Origin of the sequence: Nonomuraea sp. NPDC049750 (genome assembly GCF_040659625.1) — a bacterium.
GTDB lineage: Bacteria > Actinomycetota > Actinomycetes > Streptosporangiales > Streptosporangiaceae > Nonomuraea.
Genome location: NZ_JBFANB010000024.1, coordinates 1 through 17004 on the forward strand (window position 1 = coordinate 1; position 17004 = coordinate 17004).

The 17004-nt window shown below is 61.8% G+C and carries 13 protein-coding genes and 2 pseudogenes; 9 read left to right on the forward strand and 6 right to left on the reverse strand.

Going from position 1 to position 17004, the window contains the following annotated elements:
- The first annotated feature begins 406 nt into the window (after nucleotides 1-406).
- Nucleotides 407-3574: an NACHT domain-containing protein gene (locus tag AB0J16_RS42200; protein WP_358550695.1), complete on the forward strand. Its 3168-nt coding sequence runs from the start codon at nucleotides 407-409 to the stop codon at nucleotides 3572-3574.
- 474 nt (nucleotides 3575-4048) lie between these two features.
- Here the strand turns inward: AB0J16_RS42200 and AB0J16_RS42205 are convergent.
- The 3 genes and pseudogenes from AB0J16_RS42205 to AB0J16_RS42215 all read right to left on the reverse strand — a co-directional run.
- A pseudogene (locus AB0J16_RS42205) lies at nucleotides 4049-4150 on the reverse strand (IS5/IS1182 family transposase); the annotation flags it as partial.
- Between the two features lie 28 nt (nucleotides 4151-4178).
- Nucleotides 4179-4757 (reverse strand): hypothetical protein, encoded by a 579-nt coding sequence (locus AB0J16_RS42210; RefSeq protein WP_358550697.1) that lies wholly within the window; start codon nucleotides 4755-4757, stop codon nucleotides 4179-4181.
- Between the two features lie 364 nt (nucleotides 4758-5121).
- On the reverse strand, nucleotides 5122-5355 hold the full coding sequence (locus tag AB0J16_RS42215) for a hypothetical protein (protein WP_358550699.1): 234 nt from the start codon (nucleotides 5353-5355) through the stop codon (nucleotides 5122-5124).
- Nucleotides 5356-5883: 528 nt separating this feature from the next.
- Here AB0J16_RS42215 and AB0J16_RS42220 point away from each other — a divergent pair.
- The gene (locus AB0J16_RS42220; RefSeq protein WP_358550701.1) at nucleotides 5884-10536 is read left to right on the forward strand and encodes a DNRLRE domain-containing protein; all 4653 of its coding nucleotides are present in this window, start codon (nucleotides 5884-5886) and stop codon (nucleotides 10534-10536) included.
- 101 nt (nucleotides 10537-10637) lie between these two features.
- Nucleotides 10638-11213, forward strand: coding sequence for a hypothetical protein (locus tag AB0J16_RS42225; protein ID WP_358550703.1), 576 nt, complete (start codon nucleotides 10638-10640; stop codon nucleotides 11211-11213).
- 254 nt (nucleotides 11214-11467) lie between these two features.
- Here the strand turns inward: AB0J16_RS42225 and AB0J16_RS42230 are convergent, their stop codons facing one another.
- Nucleotides 11468-11920 (reverse strand): hypothetical protein, encoded by a 453-nt coding sequence (locus AB0J16_RS42230; RefSeq protein ID WP_358550705.1) that lies wholly within the window; start codon nucleotides 11918-11920, stop codon nucleotides 11468-11470.
- Between the two features lie 278 nt (nucleotides 11921-12198).
- On the opposite strand from AB0J16_RS42230, the pseudogene AB0J16_RS42235 reads away from it, so the two are divergent.
- Nucleotides 12199-12273, forward strand: a pseudogene (locus tag AB0J16_RS42235) (hypothetical protein); the annotation flags it as partial.
- 357 nt (nucleotides 12274-12630) lie between these two features.
- On the opposite strand, the gene AB0J16_RS42240 reads toward AB0J16_RS42235, so the two are convergent.
- Nucleotides 12631-12918, reverse strand: a complete 288-nt coding sequence (locus AB0J16_RS42240; RefSeq protein WP_358550707.1) for a hypothetical protein — start codon at nucleotides 12916-12918, stop codon at nucleotides 12631-12633.
- Between the two features lie 304 nt (nucleotides 12919-13222).
- On the opposite strand from AB0J16_RS42240, the gene AB0J16_RS42245 reads away from it, so the two are divergent.
- The 4 genes from AB0J16_RS42245 (at nucleotide 13223) to AB0J16_RS42260 (ending at nucleotide 15468) form a co-directional block, all read left to right on the forward strand.
- Nucleotides 13223-13489: a winged helix-turn-helix domain-containing protein gene (locus AB0J16_RS42245; RefSeq protein WP_358550709.1), complete on the forward strand. Its 267-nt coding sequence runs from the start codon at nucleotides 13223-13225 to the stop codon at nucleotides 13487-13489.
- 239 nt (nucleotides 13490-13728) lie between these two features.
- Nucleotides 13729-13857 (forward strand): DUF4240 domain-containing protein, encoded by a 129-nt coding sequence (locus tag AB0J16_RS42250; protein WP_358550711.1) that lies wholly within the window; start codon nucleotides 13729-13731, stop codon nucleotides 13855-13857.
- Nucleotides 13796-14353: a DUF4240 domain-containing protein gene (locus tag AB0J16_RS42255; protein ID WP_358550713.1), complete on the forward strand. Its 558-nt coding sequence runs from the start codon at nucleotides 13796-13798 to the stop codon at nucleotides 14351-14353. The genes AB0J16_RS42250 and AB0J16_RS42255 overlap by 62 nt, the downstream gene beginning before the upstream one ends.
- A gap of 434 nt (nucleotides 14354-14787) precedes the next feature.
- Nucleotides 14788-15468 (forward strand): hypothetical protein, encoded by a 681-nt coding sequence (locus AB0J16_RS42260; protein ID WP_358550715.1) that lies wholly within the window; start codon nucleotides 14788-14790, stop codon nucleotides 15466-15468.
- 295 nt (nucleotides 15469-15763) lie between these two features.
- On the opposite strand, the gene AB0J16_RS42265 is transcribed toward AB0J16_RS42260, so the two are convergent.
- Nucleotides 15764-15964, reverse strand: a complete 201-nt coding sequence (locus AB0J16_RS42265) for a hypothetical protein (RefSeq protein WP_358550717.1) — start codon at nucleotides 15962-15964, stop codon at nucleotides 15764-15766.
- Between the two features lie 244 nt (nucleotides 15965-16208).
- On the opposite strand from AB0J16_RS42265, the gene AB0J16_RS42270 reads away from it, so the two are divergent.
- Entirely contained in the window at nucleotides 16209-16478 is a 270-nt protein-coding gene (locus AB0J16_RS42270) for a hypothetical protein (RefSeq protein ID WP_358550719.1), read from the forward strand.
- Nucleotides 16479-17004: the final 526 nt, after the last annotated feature.

The following is a 17004-nucleotide window of genomic DNA, read 5'->3' on the forward strand; positions in this document are numbered from 1 at the left end:
AGGCGCACGGCGGGTTCGGCGAGCGGCATGAGGAAACGGGTCGAGAGCAATCCCGATACCGCGCCTCATGCCGACTCAACCAGCCCGCCTGCGGCAGTCTGCCGCGCGTTGGGCGGTCGCTGGCCGCGCTGCGGCTCTCCGGCCGGTCGCGGCCAGCGCCGCCACGCGCCAACCACAGCACAACAGACCAGTACGGACATATGGCAGGTGCTACGACACGCAATGAGGAATGTGCCCGCTCCGTTGAAAGCGTCCCGGGCGTGGAGCCCCACGCCATGGAGGGCACATACGCGACAACACCAGTGAGTTCCGATATCAAGAGAACTCGTGCTCATCCATTCACGCGACAGACGCACCCCCATCCAGGATGAGAGACTCTTAACATTCCCATCCTGGCGAGGCTTCCATGACTGAGATCATCGTTGCCCTGATCGGGCTGCTCGGTGTGTTGATCACAGCGGTCTTCGGCTACGTGCAGTGGCGTAAGACTCATCGCCACGCGGTGCTTGGGAAGCGCCAAGCAGCGGTCGCCGCTCAATCACGAACCAGAGCGGAGGAGAAGGTCCTCGGCAAGCAGCGCGCACGCCTCGTCGATCGGCTGGCCGATGACCTGCGTCATGTGTCTCTGCTGAATCTGGCCAAACCGCTCGACCTGGACAAGCTCTACGTCCAACTCCGGATACACAACCAGATGCCACTGCGATACGTTCAGCATGAGGAGATTCAAGACCTTCGAGGCAAGGATTTCATCGACCTTCATCTGCTCACCCGCACCCGACAGGAGGAGAAGAAGGCCGAACCGCTGACCCCCGAAGAGGCGCTGGCGAAGTTCCGGCGGATCGTGGTTCTCGGCGATCCAGGAGCAGGCAAAACGACCATGTTGCGCTATCTGGCGCTTCAAGCGGCGCGAGGGCAGCTTTCTGGCAAGGCATGCCTGCCGATCTTCGTGGAATTACGACGCTTCGTGCGCATGGAGGTGCCTGACCTCCTCGACTATGTCGACCGTGCGTGGGCCGATCGGTACGGGGAGCAGGACGCAGCCACCCTCGCCGACCACGTCCTGACGACAGGGGAGGGGGCGCTGCTCCTCGACGGCCTGGATGAGGTGTTGGGCGGAGAGAGCAGGGACGCTGCCAACCAAATCTACCAGAAGGTTCTCCAGGAGATCGACCGCCTCGCCGCGCGCTATCCCAACGCGCGGATCGCGGTGACCTGCCGCAGGGCAGGCTGGCGCGGGCAACTCCCGGCCTTCAGGACCTTAGAAGTGCTCGACTTCGACGATGATCAGATCAAGGAGTTCATCACTCACTGGTTCGAGTCAGATCCGTCGCGGGCAGACGGTCTGACCAGGGCGCTGGCCCGTAGCAACCGGATTCACACTTTGAGCAGTAACCCACTGCTTCTCTCGCTGATCGCAATTGTCTACGAAAGTGACCTCGAACTGCCCGAACGCCGATCCGAGCTATACAAGCGCACCATCAGCGTGCTGCTTACCGAATGGGACGCGCACCGGGACATCAAGCGCTTCGCCCGCTTCACCAGCGATCGGAAACGCGACCTCCTGGAGGAGATCGCCTGGCACTTCCACCGCCAGGGCTTGGCCTACTTCCCCAAAGACGAGCTGCTGCTCATGATCGCCGAATTTCTCCCCACGATCGCCATCGATGCCGTCGAAGCACCGCACATTCTGGCAGAGATCACCGAGCAGTACGGCCTATTGAAGGAGCAGGCGCATGAGGTATACGGCTTTCTCCACCTGACATTGCAGGAATACTTCGCAGCCGAAGTGGCGGCAAGACTCGGACAGTCCGCCATCGACGTGATCCGCGTGGCCAGGCACGATCCATGGTGGGAGGAGGTCATTCTGCTCCTGGCCGGACGCTTACATGATGCTACCCCGCTGCTTCTCGCACTGCTGAGTCGCACCGCGGCACCCTCGTCGGGCGAGCCACTTGCTGTCAACGACGACATGTTCCACAGCGATCTCTTCTTGGCTGCACGCTGCCTGGTCGGTGTGCCTAGAGTTAAGGCCGGATGGTTGCGTAGAGGCGTCATAGAGGACGTGAAGGCGGTGATGCTGAGGTCTCCGAACGCCTTTGTTTATAACAGGGCGGGAGAGTTGCTTGCGGAGATTTGCCGGGAGGTCGAGCTCAAACAGGAGGATATCCCACCTGACCGCCGTGAGCCGCTCGTCACTGTGCTCGGACTCGACAAGCGCAACTTCGTGGCGAAGGTGACCACTCCAGCTCCGGGCGAGCTCGTCGCCTTCGCGGAGTTGCTCGATCGCATGGGACTTCCTGCCGGTTCGGATCCTGACCCTAAACTTCTCGCTCCGCTTGCGCCTGAATGGCTCCAGCGGCTCACGCCCTACTTTGCCCATCCTGATGCCAGGGACGCGCTGGGAGAGCTCATCGAGGCAGCGGGCAAGGAAGGAGTCGCAGAGGCGGTGCCGGCCCTTCGCATGTTACTCGACGCCGCGGTAGAGGACTCCCGCGCCGACAATCTCCTGGCGCCCTGCAGGAAGGCTCTTGTCCAGCTTAGACAAATTGAGGTCGACGAGCTATGGGCACTATTGTCGACCAGCCACACAAACCATGAATATAACCTCGTCCGCGAACTTTGCGAGCTCACTAGTGACGGGCTGTGGCGGCGCATCCTCGGCCAGATGACGGACGCTCGGACAGATCCTTACTATCTTGACGAACTCGGTAGAGAACTCGCCCGTACCCGCGCTCCTGAGATGGTGGAGCCAATTCTGGAGCTCCTCGGCGATGAGAGTCTTCCATGGATTGCGCGTTGGCCGCTCGCAGAGGCGCTTGACAGGTTCGATACCCGCGCAGCACTGCTGGACCTGCTGGACAATAGAGCTCTCCACCCCATGATGCGTATGGGCGTCGCAGCCACACTGACCGTTCAGGGGCACGAAAAATTCGTGCCGATGCTCCTGGCCGCGATCAGGGATGACGCCCTCGACCTAGCAGTCAGAACTAGGCACCCCGAGTCGCGATACGGCTACATTGAGATATATGCCAATCCGCTTGAACGCGTCCTTGAAGCACTGAGCAACTCTACCGATTCCACAGTTCCTTCAACGCTCCTCGATTGCTTCGACAACGCGATCGCGACTGAACCCCCCACGAGCCGCAACCCCAGGATTCCGCCCAAGGCATACCAACTCGTCCATGCGCTGGCGAAGACAGCGCCGAAGGAGATCACATATCGACTGCTAGATCTCATCCAGCGCCTTGACCCCATCCCGAACACAACACATGTCTACAACCCAATCCGAAGCCTGCGAACAGCCTTTCCAGCGGATTTGGCGGCCCACATGCTCAGCCGTCTACGCGGCGTCTCCCTGCCGGTTGGCGCGGCAAGCGATCTTGCTATCCTGCTTGAAACGGTTGGAGACCGTGCCGGTGACGTTGCCACGGTGACCCAACTGTCGGAGATAGCGGCGGACCCTAACCCTCTGTGGGACACGGAAGCTGCCCTCATCGCTCTCCAGAAGGTGAGCAGGCGAGCGAAGATTCGCATTTCAACCGATGGGACCATTCAGGAGCGCCAGATGCCTTAGCCGAAGGGCTGTTCCGTGCAACGTCGAGGTTAAATGGACTAAAGGTCGCGGCGGCAGCGAGCCGGAGGCCGAGAACCAGCCCGTGGTGTAGGCGAGCAGTGGGCCGGTTTACATCACCGGCCCGTCGACGGCAATGACAGGCATCATGTGCTGAGAGCTTAGGCTGCCGCGCCGCTTCCGGTGCTCGGGCCTGGCGGCCCTGCGCTCCGGGTCGGCTTGCCACCGGATACGCGGGTTGCTGTGGTCTGCTGTACAGCAGGGAAATACAGCAACGCCGCCTCACGCAGCCTGATCGTCCCGTACGCCGTCACACGGTTGAGCAGCAGCGCCAGCCCTCGACCACGGTTCTCCGCTTCACTCGTAAGGAAGTGTTCAAGTAGCGGCCGTGACGATCGCTGACTGCGGTCCTTACCGTGGGGCGATTGGCTCCCGCGGCCCCACCTCCGCGAGGCTTTTGCGCCGGACATAAGCCCATCATCCCGAGTAGCGGTCCTCTTCGATGAGTTGCAGGACGAGGATGGGTTGCACGATCACGTTGGCGCGGCACGGGCAGCAACGCTGCCTGGTTAAGCTTTCGCGTCGTACCACCTATATCAGCTTTTGGTTAGTTATGGCTGGTACGGCTTCGACGGTTAGCCAACAGTTGCGATTGCTGGGCTTGAAGTGTTTTGAATGATTCCGCTACATAGTCGGTGAACTCTTGAGGGTAGGGAACCAAGCTAAACAACTCGGCATACTCGCCGGCCTCCCACTGGGCCAAGACGACCTCGTAGCCCCGGACGTGGGTGAAGTACTTCATGGCACATTCTGGCATCGCCTCATCCAGCAGCAAATGAGCATGTGCGAGCAGGAGATCGCACACCTTACGAGACGTAGGCTGGAGTACGCTGGTCATCCATAGGCGGTATATCTCACGCTGGTTCTTGTCAATCTGCTCCATGCTCTCTGGCGTCCTCTGGTCAAATAACCCCTCAGGGTCGTATCGATCCCGCATGGCCCGGTAGGCGATGCCATTCGACTGGGTCATGGCGTACATCGGTCCATACAACTGGCTCAGTTGAGTCTGCACCCGGGCCAACTGGTCACGGTGACGATTGTTCCGGGCGGTGCTCCAATGGGTCAACAGAAACCCGATCCCTACTGCGAGAATACTGGCAGTAGCGGTGATCAGAGCTGTGTTCACGCCGGCCCCCTGGTGTAGCGGTATGGCATGTTGACGGCCGTCTAATTCGACCCTTCACCTTCGGCAACTCGCTACTGACGGCAGAGTACCTCTCAGGATGATCCCTGGCCCAACGCTTACCCAATTTGCTTAATATGGCATTAAGTGTGGGACCCTTTTCTGAGGCCAGGTGCGAGGCGTGGCAGGACCAGGTTGCAGAGGGAGAGGTGGCGAGCCGTTTGTCGCATGCAGGCGCAATGGTCATACAGCAGCGCAGTACAGCAACACCGCCTTAGGCGCTCACACGGCTCCATCCTGCATCCACCACTTGACCAGGGTGGGCCGCCGTTGAGGAGGTGTCTGCTCTTCCCTACGGATCAGGTGATCAGGTGTCGTACAGGCCGTCCCATGGTTCGTAGAAGCCGATGTTGTTCGGGTAGAACTCGGCGTGTTCTTCGCCTTCGAAGGTCTCGATGACGAGGCCGAACAGCACTCCGTCGAACGTGTGCCGGAAGGGCGGGATGGTGATGTCGTCGAAGCGAAGGCCCGGAAGCGCGTCGAGCCAGTGCTTCAGTCGCCAGCGGTGACGAAGAAGGCCCGGAATTGCGCGGGGGTGCAAACCATGCCGGGCTCGGTGGCCTAGACCCGCGGGAGCTTGGCCTTTTCGGCGTGGTGGTTGGGGAGGAGTTCGTCAACGAGTACGGCATCTGAGAGTGCCTTCCGGAGCACCATACGGACGTGCTTGACGGTGTTGGGCCTCGTTCTTACCGCCGCTTGTCAGCAGCTCACGGTAGAGCTTCGCGATCGCCGACGCGCACAGCGCCTGGAGTCGGACGGTGCCGATGGGTGGGTTGATGTAGAGGCGGATCATGTCTCGGTGGCCCTTGAGGGTGGCCGAATGCTGACCCTCGCGTGCCCCGCGTAGGCACGGTCCCGGTCGACGACTGCCGAGGCGCGATCACTCGGAAGGTACGACACGCAGCCGATACTGCTGCAAGATCAGGAAGTGGGCATTACCACTCTCGGTCTTGAGTTCGATATAAGGGAAATGTAAAGATCATCTCGTTCTCTCTCCGCACCGATCGAGGTGAACTTGAACGCATCGAGACGATCTCGCCATGCTCATTCACGATTACTGATTGCAGCGATGGCGGTGACCGTGACCGCGTCGCTCCTCACCACTGGCGCAGCCGCCGCCCAGCCATCTCCGACATCGAGCCCTTCCGCCAAGGAGACCGTGCCCCTCACCCCGGTCGACGCGGCCAGGGCGGAGGCGAAACAAGCCGGCCGCCAAGTGGAGATCCCCAGTCTTCACACCGAGGCCTCGACCACCTACGCCACCAACGACGGCAAGACGCTCAGCACTGAATTCTTCACCGACCCCATCCGCTTCAAACAGGGCGACGCGTGGCGGAAGGTGGATACCACGCTGGTGGCCGAGAACGGCACTATCAAACCGCGCGCCACCAAAGCCGGCCTCACGCTCTCCGCCGGTGGCGGCACTGACCTGCTCACCGCGCCGAGTCAGCGCGACGGGGCGACGGTCAAGATCTCCGCTCCCCAGAAATTGCCCGCTCCTAAGCTGTCGGGCGATAGGGCCGAATACGCCAACGCCTATGGTCCGGGCATCGATCTCGCGGTTATCGCGACGCCCACGGGATTCCGGCAAGAAGCGATCATCAGGCAGCGACCGGTCAGCCCGCTGAAACTCCCGGTCCCCATCCAACTACCGGCCGGCCTCGCCTTCGACGAGACCTCCAAGGGCAAACTGGCGCTGCACGACAGCACCGCCAAGGCCAAGCACCGCACAACCGAGATCCCGGCCCCGCTGCTGACCGACTCCGGCGCGGACTTCAGCATCGGCGAGGAAGGTCAGGTCGGCAAGGTGGCTACCGCGGTCGAGAAGACGGCGGCAGGTCAGACGCTCATCTACAAACCCGATGACAGTTTCCTCGCCGATCCGGACGTCACCTACCCGGTCACGCTTGTTGTTGCGGACGACGTCATCTGGACCCAACTGCCGAACGCCAACGACACGTTCATCAACAACTCTTCCTACCAAAACGGCTACGCCAACAGCGGCGCCTACCATCTGCAGGCCGGCATGACCAACAGCGGAACGGTCCGCTGGCGCACCTACATTCGCTTCGAGGACATCCCCGCGGACTCCCCGCTGCGCGGCGGCCGGGTGACCAATGCCGACCTTGTCCTGTGGAACATCGACTCCAACGACTGCGGCCTACGCATCGGCTCCGGCATCACCGCCCGCCGGGTCACCGAGCGGTGGGACGTCTCCACGCTCACGTGGAGCAACCAGCCGAACGTGACCAGCGAGGACGCCAACATCGAATACGGCGCCTACAAGCCGACATGCACCCGCGGGTACATGGACTATGAACATGACCTGATCCACTACGTGAACGGCATCGCCCAGGATTGGGCCGACGGCCAGCCCAACTACGGATTCCAGCTCACCTCTGGCAACGAATCCGAGAACACCAACTGGCGCGCCTACCGCTCCAAGGAGTACGGCGAGGACGGCGCCGGCTCTCACGGCCCCAAGCTCGTCATCGGGTACGAGCCGGCGGTGGTAGAGGAACACATCGCCACAGTCTGGGGAATGTCCTCGTCTCACCCGACCTCGGAGATCGTGGATGCGGCGATGGCGGCCGTTGCTGTGCAGGACCCGCCAAGCGTGCCCCGCGAGCAAATGGATGCAGCCGCTCACGTCGGGGACGGGTACACCGAAACCCAAGCGGAAACCATGACCATTCCGGAGGGACTCACACCGGAACAGGTCGAGGAATTCTTGGAGGGACCCAGACCCACCCAGCCGCCCACAGCACCGAGCGTAGTATCCACAGGCCCCGCTGACGCGCAGACAAATGTCGCGCTCAATACGCAGATCAAGGTCACCTTCAACGAAGCCATCAGGGGTGAGGCCATCACGGTCAAAAACCCGCAAGGGGCGCCCGTGGCCGGCGAGGCGGTTCTCCAGCCAGGTGACGATCGGCTGGTGTTCACACCCAGCGAGCCCTTGACGCAGAACACCACCTACACGGCGGAAGTGAGCGGCGCTCAGAACGCCATGGACGCGACGATGTCGCCATACACGTGGACGTTCACGACAGGAGAGACGTCAAATCCACCGCCCACAAAAACGATCTCACTGCCCGTGCAGAGCGACACATGGCTCGACGACCAGGGATCAGTGGGGCCGAGCGGGCCGACTCTATGGGTTGGCGCCTATAGCGAGGGGAACCTCAAGGCGATCGAGCGCGCCTACCTCGCCTTCGATACCTCAGCCCTCGCAGGCAAGACAATCACCGATGCCAAACTGAAGCTGTGGAACTCCGCCGGCTCTTCCTACGGCTGCGGAGACGGCGAGTCCGGCATCAAAGCGCAACGGGTGACGGCGGCATGGAACGCCGCTACCCTCCGGTGGGATAGCCAGCCATCAGCCACCGATGTCGGCGAGGTGTTCGCCACAGACCCCAGCGCATGCACCAGCGACTTCCTCCCGCCCAGCGATGTCGCCTGGAACTGGTCAGTGACCGGCATCGTGCAGGCCTGGGCATCGGGCGAGACAAACCGCGGCCTGGTGCTGCGCGGGGCTAACGAGTCAGCGTCTGCCCCGCTTTACGATCGCGGCTTCGACGCGTCGGAGGCTGGTGAAGATTCGGAAGCGCACCCGCCGACGCTGGAAGTGACCTACACCGACGATGATGCCGGGCCTGACCCCACCCCGACGCCCACTCCGGACACGACGCCGCCGACAGTTCTCAAGGTCGAGCCCGCGGAAGGGGCGGAGAATGTGCCGTCCGGCGCCCAGGTGAAGGTGACCTTCAGCGAGCCGGTGACGGACGTTCGCTTCTCGTTGCAGGACATTTTCGAGGAAACGGAGATCCTCGGTGACGTGACCATGAGCGCTGGTAACACGGTGCTGACGTTCACGCCGGATGAGCAGCTGGACTTCTACTACTACGCGGAGGTCACTGGCGCGCGCGACGTCGCCGGCAACGACCTGCAAGAGCCTTTCGGATGGACGTTCGCTATCGGGTCGTTCGGGCAACCGCTGCAAAAGCAGGCGGAATCCGGGAACATCGCCAAGACACGCGATATCAAGCCGTCGGTTGAGAAACTGTGGACGCGCTCGCTGGTGACCAAGGGCTCCGCCGTCACCCCGACTACCACCCCGTACCTGATGGTCAAGGTATCCGACCCCTTGAAGCGACCTGCTGCGGTGGAAGTTGAAGTCCTTCACGATCCGGAGGTGCCAGCGCAGGGCAAAGGGCTGATCTGGTCTGGTAGCTCCCTGAGCACTCCTTCCCGGTACGTGGGCATTGTGCAGGTACCAGCGGGCAAGGTGAAGGGCGGCTGGAAGGTCCGCTGGCGTGCTCGTGCCGTGGCCAACGGAGTCACAAGCGAATGGAGCGATTACCGCTCCGTGGCGATCGACCTCGCTGTCGGGGAGCCCGCGTCGCCCGCCAATGTGCGAGAGAAAGCTGCTACGGCTACTGCGGTACACGACTACAGCAATTTCAACTACGACAGGATCAAAGACAACGACGACTGCATCAAGAACGCTCGGAGTGCATACGGATATCGGCCAGGCAGCAAGGTGCTCCTCAACCCGAAGGGTTATGCCAGGAACCGCTTCAGCTACTGCGTGGCGCACATGCCAGGGCTGGTGCGCTTCAAGACAAAAAACGGGAGACCAGTCCTGGACTCTGCCGGCAACAAAAAGATCGAAGATGCAGTGTGGTTCCCTGTGGTAATGATCGGGAAGACCTATCAGGGCAGCCGAACCATAGACTTCGACTTATGGGTTAAAGAACCGATCTTCGACCCGAATCCAAATCTCCCTTTCACGGACAACTATTTCGAGGACAAGAACTTCACCTTCGGCATGATCGGCAGCGGCTATCCCCATGCGAATGCCTGCAGAGGGGTCTCCGAGGGAAACATCCGTACGTCATACAGCGGCAACGCCGATCACTGGGACGACAAGACTGTCTCCTTCCGTTTCGATTCCTATGTCGACTCGGGATCGGCCGGTGCCGACAATCGAGAGCTCATCGGCACATGCACCACGAGAACAACCCTCGGCATATCGGGCCTCCAGGGCTACAGCGAGGCTCAAGAGCACCCGCAGCAGAGCATCAGGTGCGACTCCGCAACCTACGTCGGATTCTATCAGGGATGCATTTTCGATCATGAGACGCCGTCGATCGCCCTAAAGGAAGGGATGTTCAGCGAAGCCTACTCGCACATCTCCACAGCGTATCTCGCGCCAAGTCTCACACACCCCAAACCAACTGACCATAGAAACGCGTGGCCCACGGACATCAGCAAGAACCAGCCGAAAAACATCCCAGGATTCACCAAGCAGAACCTGATCCACCGCCTGTACGAATACCCCCCCGATGACCTGCGCAACGGGCGCAACAGAGGGCGATCGCAGTCCGCCTGCAGGTGGTCGTTCTATGACGGCTGGGATGGCAAGGGGTCATTCCCATGGGTGGCCAAGGGACAGCAGTGCGACGAGTTCCCATTCGCCTCGACCTATGAGGGATCATGGGTATGGTGGCAGGAGGACCCACCGAAGGACGTCCGCGACTACAAGCCCCGAGGAGTCAACTATACGGTGAAGCTCATTCCGCGCGTTGAGAATCGTGATTGGGGCGGTCGGGCGCCGGGAGGCATCCTCTACTACTACGCCAACGACCGGATTCTGGACAAAGATGCGTTCTTCCTCCGCCTCTACGACAAGGGTGGCAAGAGGGTCAACCCTGACTAGCACAAACCATCCGAATGAATAAATAGTACTTTAATCTACCGTGGTGCGTGGTCTCCTCCGGAGGCCGCGCATCGCTTGTCTACAAACCAAAGGGGAGATGGATGGCGGAGCTCATCGAGCGACTTCAGGAGGTCATTACCGTGGAGCGCAGTCAATTCATTTTGAAGGACCACGATGGCGATCTGGATGAGCCGAACGACTGGCCGCCTCCGTGGGAGGTCGCGGCACGCCTGCCCAACTCCTGGTTCGAGGCCACCTTGAATTGGGCCATCCTGTGCAGCGAAGAGCCCTGGCACGACACCGAAGTAACGCTGGAGTTATGGGACGGACCGCCCCTCGACGATACGGAAAGTTGGCACAGGAGCAAAGTTTCGTCCTTTTACTCCAGCTCGGGAATCGTCTACCTGACCGAGTTGTACGGCGGCGAGGAACCTTCCCTCCCCTTAGATCTCCGGCGAAGCGCCAGCCAATGGACGATCAGAGCAAGCAGTCGCCCAGGAACGGGATGGAGTTGGCCTGACGAACTGGAGCCTCCAAGAGGCATCGAGGAATGGAGAGTCCAGTTCTGGCCTCCCGAAGGGCATGACTACGACCTCTCCCGAATACGCCGGGTCCAGGACAGTCGATGGCTTGACGACGGCGGCAGCTTGCCGGGCGGCCATCCGGCGCAGGACTGAGGTAGCAGTTGAGCGAGCTGGACAACCTAGCAGACGGCATGCCGCGCTGGCCACTTACTGACGCAGTTGCTAACAACGACCTTGGACGATCACGGGGGTAAGTGGACTGGGATCGCGCGATGGGAGCCCGTGACCAGCATGTCGAGGTACTTGTGGACAACTATGGACAGTCATGTTCCCACTATGGATCAGATGCCGGACTTCCCTGATTCTGACCTATGGTGAGGTCGACCCGAGGGCTGCACGGGCTGGGACTATCCGGAAGAAAGCGCGAGGAAGGCGCAGAGCAGAAGGAAGAGGGCCAGAACCAGACTGGACCGCCGCCACGACAGGCGCGGTGCGCTCGCCAGGGCGGCCAGTGGGTAGGCGAACAATTCGGCGACCACGCCGACCGGTGCGTCGGCGGGCTCCCAGATTGGCACCAGGAAGAAGGGCGCCAGCAGGGCGACGGACCACGCCGGGCGTACCCGTAGGAGGTGCAGCAGCGGCCAGGCGAGCACGACTGCCGCCCAGTTCCCCACCGTCCATGCGTCGGCCAGCTGGCCGAGGCAGCCGAAGTGGCCGCAGTGCGAGTCGTCGGACAGGGCGGCTACGAGCAGCAGCCAGCCGAATTGGACGAAGGGCAGGATGATGCCGGCGAGCCCGGCGGCGACCACCCGCTCGGCAAGCCGCCCTTCGGCGGCGGGTGAGACACTCGCGTTGCACATATCCACACCGCAAGCATCTGATCCGACCGTCTCGCGATGCACACGCATTGATCACGATTCATGTGGGGCGCAGTACCACGCCGCTGACCATGCCGCGGATCAGTTGTCGGTGTCCTGCCGTGTGCTCAGCGCTGGTGAGGGCCTCGATGCTCTGCCCTTGTTCCGTCGCTGTTCCGTGAGAATGCCGGAACCAGCAACAGGTGATGCGAGATATCCGCAGGCGTAGCCCCTGCTCAGCCGCATAATCGAGCTGTTTTCGCAGGTGATCGCATCGCGGGTCGGAGATCACCCAAATCTACGAGGGCACCAACCAGATCCAGCGCATGGTCATGGCTCGGCAACTCCTCAAATAGCCCTACAGGCATCGTCTTCGCCGGGGCTCAGGCTGTGACATTGGGGGGCGCGGCCCCCCAAACCCCCAGCTAAAAACCCGCTTCGCCGTATCTTCAGCCAGCCGAAACCCGGAGATGGCGTTGCCGCCCGATGACTCCGAGTTGGTCGGCAAGTCGCTCAATCTCAAGGATGACGGTCGGAGGAAGCCCAGCGATGACATGCTCGGCGTCGGGGTTGTCCGCCCAGGTCCAGGCGTCCCTCACCAACGGCCTCTTGGCACGAGGATGTTGTGATCTCCTGGATTTCAATGACCTTCTGCTGGAGGACGAGCCCGTGCCGTCGTGGTGACGGACAATGCCACGGGTGCCGCGTGTCGCTTATCTCGCCTCGCCGGTCATGATGCGCATCCATAGGTCTTGGGCGCGACGGTCGATCATGCGTTCGCTCTCCATAACCGAGGTGGGGTAGGTGGACCAGTCGCAGCGCCGTATGTAGGTGTGTCCGCCCGCGGCGCACAGTTCATAGACGACTGGTGCGCAGTCGCAGGTGTAGGCGCGTACGCGGGTGACTGTGCTGCTCGGGTACCACGGATACCAGTCCACGAGGGTGACGTCCGCTCGGGGAGCTGCTGGGTGGAGACCGTGGGAGGTCTCGAGGTCGGTCACGCGCTCTCCGTATCTCTTGGTCTCTTGGCGCTGCTGTGAGGGGTCGTCACGCTGCCCGCGATGGCTCCTGTCGCATGGTCGTGGACGGCGTCGGTGAGTGGGTGCCTTTCGGTCTGCACCTCGCGACACCGCCAGCTGGGGGCGCACGGGGGGAAGCTCCACCCGGAGGAGCCCTCAACCACCGCTCGCCGACGCCATATCGCCAGACTACGACAGCCTGTAAGCGCCTGTCTATTCCATGAAGCTCCATGAAGCTGCATGATCCGCTTAGGAGGGCCGTGAAGCTCCCTTCTATCCTTGTAATGTGGCCAGATATGTCGAGCACACCCGTATGTGGGAGTTTGATGAGGATCGTTCCCGCTGGGAGCAGATCCTCGACGTTCTTCAGGCGCGGATCGACTCAGGGGAGTGGGGACCCAAGTTCAAGATCTCCGAGGTCAAGCTGATGGAGGAGTTCGGGGTCGCCCGCCCTACCATCCGCAAGGCCATGGAACGCCTGAGAAGCGCAGGCAGGGTCTACACCGTCCCCAACCTCGGCAGCTTCGTCACCGCCGAGCACGCGGACGAGTAATCGCCGGCCCATTGTGGCGTGGTGGGCGAGGCGCGAACCTGTCCATCGAGGGCTACAAGGGCACCAACCAGATCCAGCGCATGGTGATGGCCCAGCAGCTGTTGAAGTATGCGTTGACGTGCGGAGACCCGGTGCTTCCAGAGGGGTGGGCCGGGGTCGCCGAAACGCTGGCTGACCTTCAATCTCCGCCTGCTCCGTGATCTTTGCAAGGTGGCCAAGGGGTGCCAGCATCACGCGCCATGGATGTCGATGAGTTCTGGGACCTGATCGAGCGTTCCGGACGTGAGACCGACACGAGGAAAACGCGTGTCGCGTGGTTGGAAGACGAGCTTTCTCGCCGCCCGGTCGAAGAGATCATCGATCTATGACATCTGGTGGACGATCACACACAACCGCGGCTGCACCATAGATCTTTATGCAACGTACTGGTTCGTCTTCGGCATGGGTTCGCTCGACGGCTTCGAGTACTTCGTGAGCTGGCTCGTCAGCCTGGGACGTACGACGTTCGACACCATCACTGACGGCCCTGATCGGCTGATCGAGCAGTCCCAGGTGCTGCACCTGCTGGAACTGGAGAAGTCATATGCCAGCTCAACCAAGCGCCGACGCCAAGATCCGGAGCAGATGAGGGAAGAACGACCTGGGTTCGAGCAGGTGGCCCACGTGGCGTATCACGCCTACGAACAGGTAACCGGAAAGGATCCGGGCGGGCTCAGCGAAGCCGTGGGTGCACGCGGCGCTTCAAGCGGTTTCCCGTTGATTCCGGCGCTCGGCAGCATTCCCCACGGAGAGCAGTGGGACTTCGACGATGAGCAGGAATTGGCTCGCAGGCTGCCACGGATAGCCCGCTACCGGGACCAGTGACGATCACGCAGCCGCAGGTGTAGGCGCGTACACCTGCGACTCCACTGCATGGCGGGGGCGTCGATGAGTGGGTGGTGCCGCTCGGTCTACACCCCGCGACACCAACCGTCGGGGTGCACACGACGAAAGGTTCCACCCGCAGGAGCTCTCGCCACCACTCATCGACGCCATACCGCCAGCGTCGGCCCCGGGGCCATGCCATAGCTAGGCGGGCATGTTCTATGCATCAAGGTCCAGGGATACCTAAGGTCGTCCTGTGATCGAATGGGACCCGCGGCTCTACGAGTGGGAGCAGATAGCCAACGTTGTGGCGGAGCGCATCGAGGACGGGACCTACCCGGCCCTGACGCTCATCTCCGAGGTGAAGCTACAAGAGGAGTTCGACGTCGCCCGCATCACTGTCCGCGAGGCGCCAGCTCGTCCCGGGTCATGGGGTGAAGATCGTCCAGCGTACCCGGGCGAACTGGTACGGCAGTTGGTCCGCCCACAAGCCGGTGCGCGGCGTCGTGGGGTTCGGCAAGGGCAAGATCGTGGCCACAGACCTGACGAACTTCAACCTGGAACGCGACGGTACCCGTAACGTCTGCATCGGAAAGCGCGGCTACCAGTTGTACGCCAAGCCCGACCCTGACCGGCCGCTGCCGCCGGGCAAGAGCTGGGTCACATACGAGTGGCCGTGCCGACTCGTTCTGAAGTCCGGCCACCATGTCAGCCTCAGCGACCCGGCCACGCTAAGAGCGGTGTTGGCCACCACCGCGCGCAAGCGGCCCGCCGGGGTCTACGACGGTGTGCGCACCACCCTCTACGAGGGCACCATCACCTTCGCGCAACTCCACAAGGTGAACCCGGGCATGCGCATCGGCTTCCGCAGCAAGCCCACCGGCAAGTATGCCTCCTGGAAGGTGTCCTGGCGGTTGTGGATCGGCCGTGACCAGCTCGTCCGCAGGGCATGGAGCGCGTGGCATGACCCGAACGACAGCCTCGACAAGTCCGCCGGAGAAAAGCCGTACTACGCCTTCGAGGAGGACTTCCGGTTGTCGGACTGGGGGATGAAGGCGGACATTCAGCCCCCGCCCGCGGATGAGACGGTGGCGTCGGAGGAATTGGACGACTGACCAACCGGTGCGGGAAAGTTGTTCCGCCAGGGGTCCGTAGGCGGTCGACGCGACTGGAGCGGCTCAGGAATCATCTCTCCGGCCTGTCCGCCGAGGAGCTCGTGGACTTTGAGGTCTGGCTCACGGTGTCTGCTCCTGGGACATGTATGTAGATCTGGACCATCACCGGATTCGGGTCGAGCTCCACAGGTGGACAACCGGCCTGGAAACGGACAGCTTGGGCGATGCCGTTCGCACGCGAGGTGTCCACGGTTGGGTTACTGAACGGCCGCTCCGTTCGTTGGCCTGACTCGCGTCAGGGTTCGGTTCGGCCGTGGACCCCGAAGGCGGTGCCGCTGTGGACAGGATCCTCTGCAGCGGCCTGCGCCAACTCCTGGCGAAGGGTCGCGACCCCGGCTTCATTTTCCGGATCGGCTTCGGCGAGCGCGGACTGCACAGAACCGCCGCGACCTTCGAATTTGCGCCGCACCAACCCGGCCGGCGCCTCGAACGCCACTGCGACCCTCGGCAAGTCCTTCGGCTGCTCTGGTCGCCAAGGTTGCTGCGGTCACGGCTGACATTTGCTGGCCTGTCGCCATAACTCCCGTTTTGGGTGCTTGTGATGTAATTCTCCTTGCATGCTAAGGGAATCCCAGGTAGCTATAGATGTAGACCCACGCTGAGAACGTTTGCAGGTCGCACATCGATTGCATGGCCTTCGCTAAGGGTAATAGCGGTCACGATCACTCAGGGGAAATGTCATGACCGAAAAATGGGAAGCGGATCCAATCGCATCTTTCCTTCGGCGCATGGGAAAGTCGTCCCACGAACTCGGACAAACGTCCGGCAATTCGAGCTGCCCCGATATTTGGGAGCTTGACAATGGTGACGTCGCGGTCATCGGATCGGACCTGACGGCATCGTATGAAGATCGTCTCCCTCCCGGGGTCAGCGTCGACCCCGGCGAACGGCTGGTTATCATCCCACGGAAGACGATCCTGGCCGCAAAGGCGGACATTCCCGATGCTTAATCTGCTCGACGACGCCGCGAGCGAAAGAATGGAGTTGGGCGCCTATTAGGCTGACTTGAGCGGGATATCTGGGCGATCGTCGACCGGGATTTAGAGGCTGGAGAGGCGACAATGGCCCAAAGAGGCCGGATATGATGTTGGGAAGCGTTCGCAAAAGCGACTGAGAAGAACCGCTGCGCATCCTCGAAGTCGGACGTGCCGATATGGGCGACTATCACCGTCGCACCGAGGAAAACGGTCTTGAGTGAGTATGCGATCACCTGGCACATCGGCCTGAGGCTGACCGTTGAGGTGCGGGGCCGGGATGGTCGCAATCTGTCTAGGCGATGGACGCAGAAGCAGCGACCCTATGTAAATCCGCCTTCCCCGCGTACTCTGGTCGTCGTGGATGAGGCGGAGGCGAGCGGCCGGGCGTGGAGGGATGAGGTTCGATATCGGCCCACGGTTGAGCAGGATCGAGCGGCTCTCGCGCGCCTCGTCGAGTGGAATGCCGATCCGTTCGAGGTTGAGTTGTACGAGTCGGCCT